This window comes from Humibacter ginsengisoli, from assembly GCF_054780095.1.
On sequence record NZ_BAAGWZ010000002.1, the window covers coordinates 250398 to 266857 of the forward strand.

The window sequence follows — 16460 nt, forward strand, 5'->3', positions numbered from 1 at the left end:
GCGCTCAGCTCGCCGCCATGTCTACCTCTGGTCTCTCGACACCGAAAGTGGGCACGGAGGCCACGGCTTTCGCGATTCCCCGGTGCTCGCGTTGTTCGAAACCGCCCACCAGGACGGGACGTCGCGGCGCGACTGCACAGTAGTAGTGTTCAAGGCGACCGTCCCAGGTGATGACGGCGGGCTTGTGAGCGTGCGTCGCGTCGATGCTCCCAGCTACCCCGACATCGACGAGGATCTCGCCAGACTTCTCCCAGTGGATGAGGTCGTCGGAAGTGGCGTACCCCTCCCGCGCGTGCCCGTCGGCCGCGAGTCCGAAGTAGAACATGACCCAGTGATCGCCGTCGCGGAGAACGCATGGATCGGATGCGAAGATCTCATCGAAGTCGCCCGGGCGTCCGACTCGTAGGACCGGTTCGTCCTGGAGTCGTCGCCAGTTGACGAGATCGCTCGAGACCGCCACCCCGGTCTGCTCGATCCACGGCGGTGGAACTGCGACCGTTCCGAAGACATCCCGGTTCTTCGCGTTATAGAACACGTAGAACAGTCCGTTGTGCTCCATCAGCCACGACTTGTACAACCCGCCATGCTCCCAGGCGCCGCCATCCGCCGGGTTCAGCCTTGCTCCGGTCTCCTCCCAGTGCACCAGGTCTCGGCTGCGCACGAATCCGATGACTCCGGGGCCGGCCTCGTACCCGGGAGCCGGGTACGCGTGATACGTGCCTAGATACCATCCATCGAACAATCGGAGCTCCCCCGCCGAGCCCATATCGTTGTCACGAACGATGCAGGTCAATGCTGAATTGTATTTGCGGACCTCGCTCTCTGGATCTCGCGGGAGGACCACCTCGGGGCTCCGCCAGCCATCCGCGTCCTTCCACGTCATTGCTGTCTGGTAACCGATGCCGTCCCAACCGACGAAGGTCATGCCCTGGCGCCCATTGAGCGAGAACACGAAGGGACAGTCCACGGCGAGCGCGTCGAACCTCGATTCCTGGAACGAAGGTGCGATCTCCAGGATGTCGTTGCGTACCGGAGTGCGCACTCGATCGGTGCTGCTCGGCTCCGCGGACGTCACTTGACCGATCCCGACACCAGTCCGGACACGTAATAGCGCTGCAGCAGGATGAAGAGCAGAACGCAGGGAAGCATCATCACGGTGATGCTTGCTTGGAGCGCTCCCCAGTCGATCGTGTTCATCGGGCCCGACTGCGCGTTCATCAGTGCCACGGGCAACGTGAAATCGGGGTTGTTGTTCAAAAGCACGAGCGCCGCCAGAAACTCGTTCCACGCTGCGACGAATGCGAACAGAGCAATCGTGACGATGCCGGGTGAGACGAGGCGTAGAAGGACGCGGGGCAGAGCCGTGATCTTCGTACATCCGTCGATCTCCGCCGCCTCGACGAGCTCTGCCGGAAGCGAATCGAACGAGTTCCGCATCATGTAGATGGCGAAGGGAAGCTGGAAGGTCGAGTAGATCAGCGACAGCCCGAACAGCGAGTTCGTCAGGTGGAACCAGATCATGACCTGGAAGAGTGAGACGAGCAGAGCCGGATACGGGACGAGCAGCATTCCGACGGTGACGGCGAAGAAGGCGGCTCGCCCAGGGAATCGGAGTCGCGAGACGGCATAGCCCGCAAGAACTGCCACGACCGTCGTAATGGCGACCGTGAGCAACGTGGCCGTTGCCGAATTGAGTACGTAGTTCCAGAGCGACGATCCCTGACCGTTCAGTTTCGTGAAACTTTCGATGGAGAACTGCGACGGCCACCAGACCGGCGGCGAGGCGTTGGCCTCGCCGGTTGGCTTGAAGCCCCCGATCAAGGTCCACAGGATAGGGAACGCGAAGATCAGAGCCAGCGCCACGGAGATCCCGATGCGGAGCGGGCTCCGCGAGGATTCGCGTTGAGCGGTGCGACGACGGCTGTGACGAGCTGGAGCCGGCCAGATCGTGTGTTGAGCGGTCATGTTCAGGCCTTTCCTCGTTGCAGTCGCACCTGGAAGATCGAGATCGCTGCCATGATGACGACGATGATGACGGCGATCGACGCCCCGTAACCACGGTTCAGCGCGACGAACGCCGCGTTGTAGAGGTAGTAGACGACCGTGACGGTGGAGTTGTTCGGGCCGCCTTTCGTCATTGTGAAGAACTGGTCGAACGCGAGGAACGTCTGCGTGACGGTGAGCAGCACGACCAGAGACAGCGGCTTCGAGATGAGCGGCAGCGTGATGCGCGTGAGGGTCGCCCATGAGCGAGCGCCGTCGAGCCTGGCTGCCTCATAGATCTCGGACGGGATGGAGTCCATTCCGATGAGGAGCACGAGCATGGCGAGACCCACCGTCTTCCAGATCGTCATGATGACGACCAGGACCAGTGTCGAGTTCGTGTGCGCGAACCAGTCGGTGCCCGAGGGCGCGATCCCCCACGACATCGCGATCGCGGGGAGTACACCGGTCTGAGAGTTACTCATGGAGAGCCACAGCAGACCCGCGGGGGCGAACCCGATGGTGACCGGTGCGAACAGCAGTGCACGCACCGCCGTCCGACCGGGAAATCGGGGCCGGACCAACAGTGCGAGAGCGAGCGAGATCGCGACTCCCAACGCTGAAGCGATGACGGTGTACGAGACCGTGAACAACACGGCCCGACCGAATGCCGGATCGCTCAGCGCGTGTTCGTAATTGCTCAGCCCGACCGGGCTCGGGGTTCCGAACGTCGGCCAGTCGAAGAACGACATGTAGATCGTCAGCACGAACGGCAGCGCGAAGAACAGCACGACGAGCACCGCCGCCGGAGAGGCCAGCAGCCATCCGGCCGCGGTCTCTCCCCGTGCGAAGGCGGCGTGCCTCTTGGCCTTCGTCTTCGCACGGGTCTCGTGCCGGCCGGCGACACGGACTTGGAGCATGGCGTTCATCCGTCCCTCCCTCGAACCGACCGCTACTGCTTCTGCGAGGTAATCGCGTCGGCCGCCTTCTGAGCGGTCTCCGTCGCCTCGACGGGCGACGCACCGTCGAAGACGACGGACTGGATCATTTGAAGCCACGGCCCCTGATTGCTCGACACGACGTCGTTGTAGTAGACGGAGTCGTATGTCTCGCCCTTGCTGAGCATGGCGGAAGGAACGCTGACGGAGTCGCCCAGGGACGAGGGGATGGTCACGTCCGTCCGAGGTGGAAGCGAGGGCAGTCCGAGGAACACCTTCTCACTGGTCTGCTTCGACGTCAGCCAGTCGATGAAGTCCCATGCCTCGTTCTTGTGCTGAGACTGGGCCGTGATCGCTGCCGTGTCACCGCCCGAGAACGTCGCCCACTGGCCGGCCTCCGGACCGGGAATCTTGGCGAGACCCCAATCGAACTTCGGGTTCGTCCCGATGCCGGCGGTGTTGATGCCGTTCGCGCCGGAGAAGTTGATGCCGATCTTGCCTGACGCGAATTCCGCGAAGAAGCCGTTCCCCTGGTCCGTCTTCGAGGAGGTCGGGATATCGCCGTGCTGGTACAGCGTCTGCAGGAATCCGAGCGCCTTCTGGGTAGCGCTGTTGTCGAAGTCGAAGCTGCCGCTCTTGGTGACCACCTGCTGACCCTGGGCCCAGATCAGCGGGGTGACGTCGTAGGCCAGCGAGCCGGGCGAGTCACCGCTGATATACGCACCGTGTATGCCGTTGCCGAGCTTCGTGATGGCGTCCGCTGCCTTGACTATGCCCGCCCAGGTGTTCGGCGGTGTGTTGGGATCCAATCCCGCCTCTTCGAACAGCGTCTTGTTGTAGAGGTACAGCGATGTGTCCGTGTCGAACGGAACGCCGTACACCTTGCCGTCCGCTGTGGCCGATTGCTCGTGCGCGGCAGCGAGGTGCCCGTACGCCCCGGATGTCTTCAACAGACCGGTCAGGTCGATGACCGTCTTGTTCTTCACGATCTGCGGCATGAAGACCAGGTCGGACCCGAGGAGATCGGGAAGCGATCCGGCTTGCGCCGCCTGCGCGTATTTGGTGACGTACTGGTCAGCAGGTACCTGAGTCAGCTGCACCTGGTTCTTGTGCGTCTTGTTGTACGCATCGACCACCGCCGCGGTTACTGCGGAATTGCCGGCGCGTACCCACATCGTGAGCTTCGCGCCATCGTTCTTGGCCACGATGCTGCCGGACGCCGACGATCCCGTACCGGATCCGCTGCTGCAGCCGCTCATGCAGAGGCTGAGTGCCGCCGCCGCCGCTACCGCTGCCCCGACCATCCTGATGCGCCGTAACATCTCGAACTCCCTTGTTGAGGACGATTGACTTGTCTCCGGGAGGCTAGTGGAAAGTTGGCGAACGTTTCCACTAGTTTCCATTTCTTTCCGAAATGCCTCGGCTTACACTAGGGTGTCGTCATGGACCGGGGGACGGAACACCGAATCACAGCGAGCGATGTCGCTCGGCTCGCGGGCGTGTCGACATCGACCGTCTCGAAGGCCTTGTCCGGAAACGGACCCGTCCGCAGGCAGACGCGACTTCGCGTGCTGGAAGCGGCGAAGGAGCTGCACTATCGCCCGCCGTTGCGCGAAGGCGAATCCGATGGGACTAAGGCCCGCACGATCGGGGTCATCACGAACGACCGATTCGGCCGACTCACTGTGCCCGTGCTCCTCGGCGCCTTCGAAGCCCTTGCACAGCACGAGATCGCGTTACTTCTCTGCGACGGGCGCGGCGACCGGATCCGCGAGCAGTATTTCGTCGAGATGTTCCAGCGACGGCGGATCGACGGCATCCTCGTCGCGGGCAGCGGCGCGTTCCCGAGGCCGGCGCTCCAGACCCAAGGGTCGGTTCCCATCGTGTACGCGCTCGCCTGGTCCAACAACGAGCACGACACGTCGTTCGTTCCTCACGATACCGGGGGTGCCGCCGCCGTCGCCGAGCACCTGCTGGCGACCGGTCGGCGCCGCATCGCCTACGTCGCCGGGCCGCAGCGCGACACCGCGTCGCAGGTCAGGCTCGCTGAGATCAGGCGGGTGCTGCGCGACAACGGCTCGGAGCTGTCGCACGAGCCGCTGTTCGGTCAGTGGAGTGAGGCTTGGGGCCGTCAAGCGACAACTCAGTTGATCCATTCGGGTGTGCCGTTCGACGGCATCGCCTGTGCGAGCGATCAGATCGCCCGGGGCGCGCTCGAGGTGCTGCGGGAGAACGAGATCCGGGTGCCTCAAAGCGTCGCAGTCACCGGTTTCGACAACTGGGACGTGATGGTGGAGGCGAGCAGACCGCCGTTGACGACCGTCGATCTGAGCCTCCACGACGTCGGCGTGGCCGCGGGCCTCGCCCTTCTGCACGCGATGAAGGGCGAGCCGAACGTCGCAAGGGGCATCCACCGGATCGACTGTCAGTTGGTCCCACGCGAGTCGACCGCCATGAGCTAGCTGCTCATGACGACTCCGAGGCGGTATACGCTCACGAGAATGGCACGGTTCAAGCCCGAGAAGCGGGTCACGAGCGCAGACGTGGCAGCCCGTGCAGGGGTATCGGTGAGCACAGTGTCGAAGGCGCTCTCGGGCAACGGAGCGGTGAGCCGGGAGACCCGCGATCGGATCCTTGCGGCAGCCAAGCAGATCGGCTTCATCCCACGTGCCTCGACGTCCAGCCAGAAGGTGCGGCGAACCGAGACGATCGGCGTGATCACCAGCGACAACGTCGGGCGTCTGACGGTACCCGTACTTCTCGGAGCGACGGAGACCTTGGCCGCCGACGGCTACGCGCTCCTTCTTCTCGACGGGCGAGGAGACCCCATCAGAGAGCAGCAGTTCATCGCGTCCCTTCTGAAGCGCGATGTCGACGGAATCCTCATGACTGGTGCCGGCGAGTTTTCTCGTGAACCCGTGCGCGGCGACGTGCCGGTTCCCGTCGTATATGCCATGGCGTGGTCGACAAATCCCGCCGACGCCTCGGTCGTTCCGGACGACGCCGAAGGCGCGCGGATGGCCACCAGGCACCTGCTATCGACCTCCCGAACGCACATCGTGTTCATCTCAGGGCCGGAGAAGGACGACGCGTCCCGGTCGCGAAGCGCCGCTGTCGAAGACGAGCTGCAGCGCAACGGGCTGGCTCTCGCATCCCCGCCCGTGTTCGGAGAGTGGAGCGAGCGGTGGGGAAGGCAGGCGGCTGCCCAATTCGTCAAGTCCGGCGTGGAATTCGATGGCGTGGTCTGTGCCAACGATCAGATCGCTCGTGGGGTCACCGAAGCACTGCGCGAGCAGAGGATTGAGGTGCCCAGCGAGGTCGGCGTGATCGGGTTCGACAACTGGGACGTGATGGTCGAGGCGAGCCGACCTCGACTCTCGACCATCGACATGAGCCTTCGCGAAGTCGGGAACATCGCTGCCCGGCTCCTCCTGGATTCGATAGAAGAGGGCCACCTCGAGCCGGGGGTCCGGCACGTCGACTGCCAGCTCATCATTCGCGAGTCCACCGCACCGTTCTGACGCAAGCCGGGCGCACTGCTAGACAGCACCCGTCAGTCCGCCCGGCCGAAGAGCACTGGACAGCACATTTCGGAAAGATCCGGAAACTTGTTGCCCGAGATTCACCACGGTTGCCATATTTGGCGATGAGCCCGCGGATCGGCCCCCGGTCCGACTCGGGTTTTCCCGCTAACGCTCCAGCGAGGTCGGCATGCACACGGCTGTCATCACGACCCACTCGATGCAGAAGCTCGGACCGACGTCGTCGACGGGAGACGACGTCGTCGACAGGAAGAAGGACAGAACGATGACAACTCCTCGGCGACGGCGTCGTCGCAGCGCTCTGGCCGCGCTCGCGGTGGCGACTACGGTGGCCGCGATCGGCGGCGGGCTCGCATCCACGCCCGCTTCGGCCCGGGCGGACTCGCCGATCGCAATTCAGAACGACACGACGGCGAAGACGATCACGATGAGGGGAGGCGACTTCGCGATGGTCTACGACTACGACGGTCAGTCGAAGGTCTCCTCGTTCACGATGAACGGCACACAGCTGATGAACGGCGGCATGTATAGCACCGTTCAACTCGACGGCGACGGATCGACCCTGGACAGCCGTGCCCTCAGTTCGAGCCCCGAGGTGAAAGTGCGTGGCGATAACGTGATGGCATCGTTCGTGATGAGCGACGACGCGTTGACCGTCTCGGAACGCTGGAATTTCGTCGTCACCCGGGACACTGTGCACCTGCAGGTAAGCCGCACCTACGACTGGACGAACGCTGCCGACCCCAAGGTGCGCCATAACGGAATGCTCACGTTCGGGTGGGCACGCATCTGGGACAACATCCGTCGCCCGCAGGACGGCGGAGACCTGCCCATCGGGAACGCGTACACCGGCAGCAACAACTTCTTCCTCTCGCAACCGAACGACAGGTACGGCGTCGAGGAGTCCGACTTCGTGATGCTGAAGAACTCCTCGCAACAGGCTCTGGATGTCAATGCGACCAGCAACCGGAACATCGCGACCGAGTTCGCATACACCGGTGACGGCAACACATACCAGGAGACACAGCTGTCGGCCGCACCTACGTGGGATTACACGGCGGGCATGGCCGCAAGTGGGCTCGTCTACGGCGGGCACTCGTCGAACGGCACGGATGCGTACATCTACGCTCCCGTGGCCGTCGCGCAGAAACAGACCGACTCGATCGATTACACATTCAAAACCGACGACTATGCCAAGTACTACTCGTTGGGCGGCACCGTGAACGGACTGGCTGACACCGCCGCCGTTTCATCCCTGCTCAACGATTTCGGACGCTCGGGGGTGATCGACAAGGGCTACGGGATGTCGACCGTGGGACTGCGGTATCCGGGCGTCGGCCCGTATGACATGGTCTACGCGGACCGCACCGTCGAGGGATACTTCGACCCGCCGATGACGAAGTCGCAGGAGAACCTGCTCACCTACGTCAAGGACGATGCGCAGAACTCCGACGGTCACATGGACGGACGAACCTTCCACCTCGATCATCCCTGGGGCACGAACAGCCTCTACGATGCGGACCCGTCCTACGCGATGGCTGTGGCCGACATGTACCAATACTCGGCCGACAAGTCCTGGCTCACCTCGATGAGGTCGTCGGTGGAGAAGTCGCTCGCCTACATGATCGACAACCAGTACGCGGCCCAGGACGGGCTGTTCCACAACGACATCACGAGCTGCACATCCACGAAGGGTGCGCGTGAGTGGAATGACGGCATCTACGTGAAGTACGAGAGCGGATACGTCAACGAGCTGATGTACGAGGCGCTGACTGATTGGTCTGCACTCGAGGCAACGACATTCCACGACCCGACCCTCGCCGATCACTACGCGTCGCTGGCCGCAGATCTCAAGACCGCCTTCAACAAGGACGCCGACTCCGGCGGACTCTGGGAACCCTCGACGGGGATGTTCGCCTACTGGCGTTGCCCGGATGGCACAGTGCAGGGAAACGTGGAGCAGACCCAGATCAACCTGCAGGCAATATCGTTCGGCATGGTGAGCCTGGACCGTGCACGGCAGATCCTCGACGGGATCGACCGCGAGATGGCACTGCAGCATCTCCAGCTGCTTCCGGAGAACTTCGTTCCACTCGCGCCGACCACCGAGGACTGGACCGGCGACCACTTCAGCGACGGCATCGAAGACGGATCCGTGTACCCCCTGATGACCGAGGAATACATGCGCGCCGCGGCGATCGTGGGCGAGCGCAACCAGTCGCTCGCGTACCTGGACCGGACAGCCGCCCGTTACACGAAGGACGGGTTCAACGGCTTCAGCTTCCTCCACTCGGTCTCACTGACGCCGAGCACTGGTGAGGCATGGTTCCCGTCGAACGCGAACGGCGCTGCGGGCCTCTTCAGCGACATGCTGGGCATCCAGCCGACCGCAGATGGCGTCAGGATCGCGCCGAACATCCCCAAGCAGATGGACGGAACCCGCGTCACGAAGACGATCCACAGTCAGGGAGAGCTCACCGTCGACTACCGCAGCGAACTGGAGCAGACCGTGCGATACGACGCGCCCGGCCAGTTCGTGACGATGCAATGGTCTGGACAGTCAGCGAACGCCACTTATGTCGTCTCGGACAACGGAGCTCGGCACACTGTGACCGCGGACAGCATGGGTTCCGTCGAATATCGCTTTGCGGCCGGCGGAGAGCACACCGTCGTCCTCATGGGCGGAAACGCCGCCGGGTACACGCTTCCCAGCGCACCGGACGACCTGGCGTACGGCAAGTCGGTGAGCACGTCCAGCAGCCTTGAGGGCCCGCTGCCCGGCGATCCGCCGTCGAAGGCGTGGAGCGCGGCATCGCTCGTCGACGGCATGCCGTACAGCGTCGATGGCTCGATGGGATGGGCAAGCAATTCCGATCTGACCCAGAATCACACCGAATCGGCCATCGTTGATCTCGGATCGACGCAGCAGGTTGGAAATGTCACGCTGTGGCCGGACGACTACGACGCCAAGGCTTCGTCGATCGGCGCGAACTTCCCGAGTGATTTCACCATTGCAGTCTCGGCGGATGGGAAGGCGTGGACGACCGAGGTCAGCAAAACGGATTACCCGAGACCGACAAGCGTGAGCACGGGCGAGTCGTTCGCGTTCGAGCATCCCGTGCAGGCCCGTTACATTCGTGTCGAGGGGACCGACCTCACCAACGATGGAGGCAGCTACCGGATGTCGTTGGCTGAGATCCAGGCCTTCAGCACTCCCGCCAGCGCTTCCGTCGTCGAATCGTCCGGAAGCAACGACTAGCTCGGAAGTCTTCGCCCAATGAAGCCCGGGCAGCGGTCCTGCGGCCGCCGCCCGGGTTTCTTTCGTCTTCCTTGCATCGGCAGCCAAGTGCAGGAAAGACATCAGATGACGCTGGCCATCCTTCGGCGCGCCCACGAAGTTCATGGCAGGATTGATGCCTAAACATCCGATCAATCTCCGCACGAGGAGTGTCATGCACGAGCGCTTCGCCCGGTCCGAGTGGTTCCGTCACGACCGGTTCGGTCTGTTCATCCATTGGGGCGCGTATGCCGTGCCGGCGCGGGGCGAGTGGGTGCGCTCTGTCGAGCGGATCAGTGTCGAGGACTACCAGCAGCACGTCGACGCGTTCCAGCCCGACTGGTTCGACCCCGGCGCGTGGGCGGATGCCGCTGTGGCCGCCGGCATGAAATACGCGGTGCTCACGGCGAAGCATCACGACGGGTTCTGTCTCTTCGACTCGCAGCTGACCGATTACAGCACGATGCACAACGGGTTGGGTCGAGACGTCGTGGCCGAGTTCCTCGACGCGTTCCGATCCCGCGGCCTCAAGGTCGGGCTCTACTACTCGCTTCTGGACTGGCACCACCCCGACTACCCGGCGTATGGCGACGCGCATCACCCGATGCGAGAGAACCCGGAGTGGCAGGGCCGCACTCACGACTTCGACCACTACCTCGAGTACCTGCACGGTCAGGTGCGTGAGCTGTGCACGCGGTACGGGCAGCTGGACATCCTGTGGTTCGACTTCTCCTACGACGACATGACCGCCGAGAAGTGGCGAGCGAAGGAGCTCGTCGAGATGGTGCGCGAACTGCAACCGGGAGTGCTCATCGACAACCGGCTCGAGGCATCCGGGTCGCAGAAGGGCAGTATCGTCACGGACTCCCCCACTCCCTTCAGCGGGGACTTCGCGTCGCCCGAGCAGATCATCCCCACCGAGGGCGTTCGCACCGGCAGCGGCGATGCCGTTCCCTGGGAGGCATGCATCACGCTGAACAATCACTGGGGGTACAACGCGTTCGACACATTGTGGAAGCCGTCCGAACTCGTCGTGCGCAAGCTGGTGGAGTGCGTCTCGAAGGGAGGCAACCTGTTGTTGAACGTGGGGCCGGATGCCCGTGGCCGGTTCCCGAAGCCGGCGGTCGACATCCTGCACGAAGTGGGCGCGTGGCTGCGTGAGAACGGCGAGAGCGTGTATGGCGCGGGCGCCAGCACGCTGCCGAAACCGGAATGGGGTCGCTACACGCAACGCGACGACACCGTGTACGCGCATGTCCTGGAAGCGCCCGTCGGGCCGCTCGCCCTCACTCCGCTGCGTCCGGACCAGGTGGCCGACATCCGGCTGGTCGCCGACGGCACCGATCTGCCGCTGGCGGGCGGGTGGCACTCGCCGGAACGGGCCGAGAACGCTCTCGTCGCGTTCGGGCCCGATCAGACCTCCACCTACCCGCTGCCTGACCCCGTCGACACGGTTCTCGGTGTCAGGCTCGCGGGGCATTGATACCGTGAAGCCATGAGCGACGTTTCCCCCACCCCGACCTCCCGACTGACTGCCGGCGATGCCGCCCCGGACTTCACCCTGGAAGACCAGGACGGCGACCGGGTGTCGCTGCACGACTACGCGGGCCGGAACGTCGTCGTCTACTTCTACCCGGCCGCGATGACGCCCGGCTGCACCAAGGAGGCGTGCGACTTCCGCGACAACCTGAACTCGCTCGCCGCGGCCGGCTATCAGGTGCTGGGCATCTCGAAGGATGACCCGGCGACGCTCGCCAAGTTCCGCGACCGCGACAGCCTCAACTTCCCGCTGCTGTCCGACCCCGACCTCACGGCGCACAAGCTGTACGGCGCGTACGGCGAGAAGTCGCTCTACGGCAAGGTGGTCACCGGTGTGCTGCGGTCTACGTTCGTGGTGGACGAGGACGGGAGCATCCGTCTCGCGCTCTACAACGTGAAGGCCACCGGACACGTCGCCTCGCTGCGGAAGAAGCTCGGCCTCGCCGCCTGACGGGTTCGAAACGTCAGTCCTTCTTGCGGTCCGGCGATGCCGCGGATTCCGCCGGCGCCTCGGAATCCTTCGAGTCCTCCGCCGGAGTCGACTCCCGTACCGTCACCCGCGTCACCTGCGGAGCCACTACGAGGCCGATGCCGACGGCGGCCAGCACAAGCAATACCCAGCCCGCCTGCGGCACCGCGGTGATGCCCGTGAAGCAGCCGACCGCGATGGCGAGTACGAGTAGGTGCCACGTGATCACGGATGCCCGCATCCACGACCTCCTGCGGGCCGCGGCGACCGTCGTCACCACGAGCCAGAGGGCGCAGAGAGCGGCGATGATGAGCAGTGCGATGCCGCTCGCGACATCGGATGCCGTGGCCTCCGCGGCCTGGACGCCGAGCCAGATCACCAGGGCTACGAGCGCGAGAGACTCCAGCGCGAGAAGTGCCACCAGGCATCCGAGTAGCACAGGAAACGACTTTTCGGGCCGGTCAACGCCGGTATCCGGCGTTTGTTTCCGGTCTGTGTTCACAGCGTTATCCCAATCGAAACTCTTGATTTGCCACTACCAGTATGCGAGCATTTCTTGGTCGAGTTGTCGCTCACAGGGTGGTGGGCAGGTGTTATCCGAAAAGGAACACGAATCCACCAGGCATAACGGTCCACCAGGTACCGCGCCCGTCGGTACCGGATCCGCCCACGATCATCACCCTGACTCGTCGTTTACCCGAATTCACGACCATTCGGTCGTGCCCGGGCGTCACACGACGCACGCTATTTAAGGAGCACCCCCATGGATTGGCGCGACAAAGCCGCCTGCCTGACAGCCGACCCGGAACTCTTCTTCCCGGTGGGCAACACGGGACCGGCTGTCGAGCAGATCGAAAAGGCGAAGGCCGTTTGTGCCCGGTGCACCGTGACCGAGACCTGCCTGCAGTACGCCCTCGAGACCGGCCAGGACTCGGGCGTGTGGGGCGGTCTCTCCGAAGACGAGCGCCGCGCGCTTAAACGACGCGCCGCGCGAGCGCGTCGCGCCTCCTGACTTTCGGTCGCGACCGAACGAACGCGTCGCGCCTCCTGACCGAGGCTGTCGGCGCGTTCGTCAGGCCTTGCGCAGGTAGCGCAGCGGCACCTCGATCGTCACCTCGGTGCCCGTGCCGACCATGGTGTGCCAGTCGATCGTTCCGCTCAGTTCGCCCTGAATAAGCGTGCGCACGATCTGCGTGCCGAGCCCGTCGCCGACCTTGCCCTCCGGCAGGCCGGAGCCGTTGTCTTTGACCTTCACCGTGAGCGTCTCCGGCGAACGGTGCGCGATGATCTCCACCTCGCCGGAACGGCCGGCGAGCCCGTGCTCGACGGCGTTCGTCACCAGTTCCGTGAGCGCCAGCGCCAGCGGGGTGGCGTATTCGCTGGGCAGTTCCCCGAAGCTGCCCGATGACTTGGGGTGCACCGTCGTGTTGTGCGTGCTCGCCACCTCGGCAACAAGCAGCAGCACCCGGTCGAAGACGTCGTCGAAGTCCACGATCTGGGCGAGGCCCTCGGAGAGCGTGTCGTGCACGACGGCGATGGCCGAGACACGACGCATGGCCTGCCCGAGGGCATCCCGCGCCTCTTCAGAGTGTGTTCGCCTGGCCTGGATGCGCAGCAGCGACGCCACCGTCTGCAGGTTGTTCTTCACGCGGTGATGGATCTCGCGGATCGTCGCATCCTTGGTGATGAGCTCCTGCTCCTGATGCCGCATCTCGGTCACATCGCGGCACAGCACGATCGCACCGGTGCGCTCGCCGTGGGTGCGGATCGGGATGGTGCGCAGCGACACCGTCACCCCGCGCGCCTCGATGTCGGTGCGCCACGGCGCACGCCCGGTCACCACGAGCGGCAACGACTCGTCGACGACGGAGTTGCCCGTGAGAAGGCGCGTGGTGACCTCCGCCAGGGACTCCCCCTCGAGCTCCTCGGTGAAGCCCATGCGGTTGAAGGCGGAGAGCGCGTTCGGGCTGGCGAACGTCGTCACCCCGTCCACGTCGAGGCGGATCAGCCCGTCGGATGCCCGTGGCGCGCCCCTGCGCGGCCCGGCCGGCGCGCCGAGGTCGGGGAAGTCGCCCGTGGCGATCATGCCGAACAGGTCGTTCGCACAGGCGTTGAACGTGAGCTCCTGGCGGCTGGGCGTGCGCGCCTCGCTGAGGTTGGAGTGTCTCGTCATGACGGCGATCGGGGCGGGCACAACTTGCGCACTGGATGCCGACACCCTGCGGAACACCGGAACGGCTCGCACACGAGTCGGCATCTCCTCGTACCAGTCCGGAGCGTGCGAGTCTACGATCGCGCCTGTCTCGAAGGCCTCGGTCGCCAAGCCGCGCCACTCCGCACGGATGGGCTGGCCGACGAAGTCCCGATAGAAGAGCGTGGCCGCGCTGGACGGGCGCGAATGTGCCACAGCGATGAATCCGTCGTCTGTGGGCACCCAGAGCACGATGTCCGCGAACGCGAGGTCAGCCAGCAACTGGCAATCGCCGACGAGCAGGTGCAGCCATTCGATGTCTTCTGGGGTCGAACGGCCGTGCGCGACGACGAGATCACTGAGCGTGGACATCGCCTAAGTCTATGGGCGACCGAGGGTCGGCAGCCGGTGCTCGATCCGGCTGCCGGCCCGGCTGAGCCCGTGAGCGGCAACGCCGCGAGATGGGCGTGAATACCCGTACCGATTCACGCCGGCTCGCTTACAGGTCGCGGCCGCGCCGCGTGCCTTCTGCGCCCGTGCTGCGGCTCGGGCTCTGGCGCCAGCTCGCGCTCGACGAATCTGCGCACGGCGGCTCGCGCGGGCGACTTGGGTGAGGCATCCCGCAGCGTGCGCCCGGTGAGCAGGGCGAGGTCGAAGCCGGCCGGGTCGTCCGGGATCAGAGCGGCGGGCTCCAGTCCGCCGAAACGCAGCAGCGTCGAGGCGACCTGGGCGAACGGATTCGCCCCGACCGCGGATGCCCGCACCCGATTGACGAGCACGTGCGACGGGGTCTCCGGTGCCGCTTCGACCAGGTCTCCGAACGAGCGCAGAAACCGGGAGAGCCCCACCGGGTCGGCCAGGCCCACCGCGATGACGTCGTCGGCCCCCTGCAAGGCGGCCAGCGTCGCCGCGTTTCGCCTCGGCGCGAACATGTCGCTCGTGATCTCCTCGTCGGTCTCGAGGTTGAACCCCACGTCGACCACCGTGTAGTCCACCCAGGTGCGGCACTGGGCGAGCACCCTTTGCACGCGTTCCGACGTGAGCTCCGGCCAGCGCGTGGCCCGGCCGATGCCGGTCAGCACCCAGAAGGCGCCACGCGGGCTCGCGTATCGCTGAGCGACGCGCACCAGCTCGTCGTGAGTGAGTGAGTCGGATGCCGCGAGACGACAGGCAGCGGCGAAACCGGGCGCTTCGTCGAGCAGGCCGAGCGCCGGTGCCGTCGCCCCGCCGTACGGATCCACGTCCGCGAGTGCCACGCTGTGGCCGAGCGCCGCGAGCTCGGCGGCGATCGTGACGGCGACTGATGTGCGCCCTGGTGCACCCGCCGGCCCCCACACGGCGATCACGCGCGAGGCATCCTCTCCGCCAAGAGGCCCGCCCGCTCGGGAAGGGACCCGCACGCCCCGCAGGTTCGGCTCGAGCTCGGTCCAGTCGGCCGCGGCATCCAGGGAGTCGTACACGCCGAGCGCCAGGGCGTGCCTTCGTTCGGACTCCCCCGCTGCCAGGACGACGAGCCGAATGCCCGCGCGATCGCATGCAGCGACGACCTCGGCCGAGAGGCGCCCGCGTCCGGCGCCGACGACAGCGACGTCGACCTCGCGCGTGGCAAGGGCCGCGAGGAGTTCCCTGCCCGCTGTGGTGCGCACGGTGACGAGGTGCCCGGATGCCGACGCCTCGGCGCTGACGCGCTCTTGAGTACGGCGGTCGAGGCAGAGCGCGATGGCGGTCATCCGTCACCTCGCGCAGGAGCGGCAGGGTCGGCCGCGTCTCCGGTGCCGGCCGGTGGCGTGCTGGACTTCTCCGGCGCCGTGCGCGAAGCGGCCTCGGGGCTCGCGGGCACCACCGAGATCACCTGCCCGTCGGCGATCGCCTGCAGAACCGACGCCACCCGTCCAGAAGGCACACGCAACTCGACCGAGACGGAACCGCGGTCGGCGACGAGGGCCTCGTCGTGCAGGATCGAGACGACGACGGCGCCGGAGACGAGCACGGCCGGTGGCTTGTAGTTCTTGTCGTTCGCAGGGTGAGCGGCCCAGACATCCGCCGTCGTGCCGGCCGTGACGGAGGCTGCCACCGGGCCGGATGCCTTCACCACCACACTGGTCAGCGAGACGTCCGACGCGCCGCTGAGCGCCGACGCCGGCACGAGCTCGCCCTTGGGCACCGAGCGCACCACCACCTCGTCGCGCTGCAGCCCGCCCGCGGCGAGGTAGCGATCGGATTGCGGCACCCGCACGCTCACGAGCTCCACGTCTCCCGGTGCCACCCGGTCGCCGGCCACGAGCGTGGTGCGGGCGACGTACACCTGCACGCTACGGTTCTGCGCGCTGAGCAGAACGCAGACACCCACCACTGACGCGACGATGAGCAGGATGCCCACCGCGAACCTCGGATCGACCCAGAACCTCCTCGCCTTGCCGTCCGCTCCCGCGACCATGCGTCTCCCCGCTTCCTGTTTCCGTTCATCCGCGCCTTCCGGCGGCTGCGTCCACCACGTTTCCCACCTGCCGAGCACGGGTCT

14 protein-coding genes are annotated in these 16460 nt (G+C 65.4%); 6 read left to right on the forward strand and 8 right to left on the reverse strand.

Annotated features, from left to right (window positions below; translation table 11 throughout):
* Window positions 1-4 precede the first annotated feature (4 nt).
* The 4 genes from ACYVI5_RS03545 to ACYVI5_RS03560 all read right to left on the reverse strand — a co-directional run bounded on the left by ACYVI5_RS03545 (window position 5) and on the right by ACYVI5_RS03560 (window position 4243).
* A complete protein-coding gene (locus ACYVI5_RS03545) occupies window positions 5-1075 on the reverse strand; it encodes a glycoside hydrolase family protein (protein WP_460579011.1) in 1071 nt (356 codons plus the stop codon).
* Window positions 1072-1863 (reverse strand): carbohydrate ABC transporter permease, encoded by a 792-nt coding sequence (locus tag ACYVI5_RS03550; protein WP_460579012.1) that lies wholly within the window; start codon window positions 1861-1863, stop codon window positions 1072-1074. The genes ACYVI5_RS03545 and ACYVI5_RS03550 overlap by 4 nt, the downstream gene beginning before the upstream one ends.
* 104 nt (window positions 1864-1967) lie before the next feature.
* Window positions 1968-2912: a carbohydrate ABC transporter permease gene (locus tag ACYVI5_RS03555; RefSeq protein ID WP_460531173.1), complete on the reverse strand. Its 945-nt coding sequence runs from the start codon at window positions 2910-2912 to the stop codon at window positions 1968-1970.
* A gap of 23 nt (window positions 2913-2935) precedes the next feature.
* Window positions 2936-4243 carry an ABC transporter substrate-binding protein gene (locus tag ACYVI5_RS03560; RefSeq protein ID WP_460579013.1) on the reverse strand — a complete coding sequence of 436 codons (1308 nt, stop codon included), beginning with the start codon at window positions 4241-4243 and terminating at the stop codon, window positions 2936-2938.
* A gap of 120 nt (window positions 4244-4363) precedes the next feature.
* On the opposite strand from ACYVI5_RS03560, the gene ACYVI5_RS03565 reads away from it, so the two are divergent.
* The 5 genes from ACYVI5_RS03565 (at window position 4364) to bcp (ending at window position 11730) form a co-directional block, all read left to right on the forward strand.
* The gene (locus ACYVI5_RS03565; RefSeq protein WP_460579014.1) at window positions 4364-5383 is read left to right on the forward strand and encodes a LacI family DNA-binding transcriptional regulator; all 1020 of its coding nucleotides are present in this window, start codon (window positions 4364-4366) and stop codon (window positions 5381-5383) included.
* Between the two features lie 39 nt (window positions 5384-5422).
* Complete coding sequence (locus ACYVI5_RS03570; RefSeq protein WP_460579015.1) at window positions 5423-6442, forward strand: LacI family DNA-binding transcriptional regulator; 1020 nt, start codon at window positions 5423-5425, stop codon at window positions 6440-6442.
* Window positions 6443-6632: 190 nt separating this feature from the next.
* Window positions 6633-9722, forward strand: a complete 3090-nt coding sequence (locus tag ACYVI5_RS03575) for a discoidin domain-containing protein (protein WP_460579016.1) — start codon at window positions 6633-6635, stop codon at window positions 9720-9722.
* A 193-nt stretch (window positions 9723-9915) separates the two neighbouring features.
* Window positions 9916-11223, forward strand: a complete 1308-nt coding sequence (locus ACYVI5_RS03580; protein WP_460579017.1) for an alpha-L-fucosidase — start codon at window positions 9916-9918, stop codon at window positions 11221-11223.
* Between the two features lie 12 nt (window positions 11224-11235).
* Window positions 11236-11730: a peroxiredoxin gene (bcp, locus tag ACYVI5_RS03585; RefSeq protein WP_460579018.1), complete on the forward strand. Its 495-nt coding sequence runs from the start codon at window positions 11236-11238 to the stop codon at window positions 11728-11730.
* 13 nt (window positions 11731-11743) lie between these two features.
* Here the strand turns inward: bcp and ACYVI5_RS03590 are convergent, their stop codons facing one another.
* Window positions 11744-12169, reverse strand: a complete 426-nt coding sequence (locus ACYVI5_RS03590) for a hypothetical protein (protein ID WP_460579019.1) — start codon at window positions 12167-12169, stop codon at window positions 11744-11746.
* Window positions 12170-12511: 342 nt separating this feature from the next.
* Between ACYVI5_RS03590 and ACYVI5_RS03595 the strand changes: the two genes are divergently transcribed.
* Entirely contained in the window at window positions 12512-12760 is a 249-nt protein-coding gene (locus ACYVI5_RS03595; protein WP_146322482.1) for a WhiB family transcriptional regulator, read from the forward strand.
* 60 nt (window positions 12761-12820) lie between these two features.
* Here ACYVI5_RS03595 and ACYVI5_RS03600 read toward each other — a convergent pair whose 3' ends face one another.
* The 3 genes from ACYVI5_RS03600 to ACYVI5_RS03610 all read right to left on the reverse strand — a co-directional run bounded on the left by ACYVI5_RS03600 (window position 12821) and on the right by ACYVI5_RS03610 (window position 16376).
* On the reverse strand, window positions 12821-14311 hold the full coding sequence (locus ACYVI5_RS03600) for a sensor histidine kinase (RefSeq protein ID WP_460531150.1): 1491 nt from the start codon (window positions 14309-14311) through the stop codon (window positions 12821-12823).
* Between the two features lie 113 nt (window positions 14312-14424).
* Window positions 14425-15669 carry an AAA family ATPase gene (locus ACYVI5_RS03605; protein ID WP_460579020.1) on the reverse strand — a complete coding sequence of 415 codons (1245 nt, stop codon included), beginning with the start codon at window positions 15667-15669 and terminating at the stop codon, window positions 14425-14427.
* Entirely contained in the window at window positions 15666-16376 is a 711-nt protein-coding gene (locus ACYVI5_RS03610) for a hypothetical protein (RefSeq protein WP_460579021.1), read from the reverse strand. Before ACYVI5_RS03610 ends, ACYVI5_RS03605 begins: the two co-directional genes overlap by 4 nt.
* Window positions 16377-16460 lie beyond the last annotated feature (84 nt).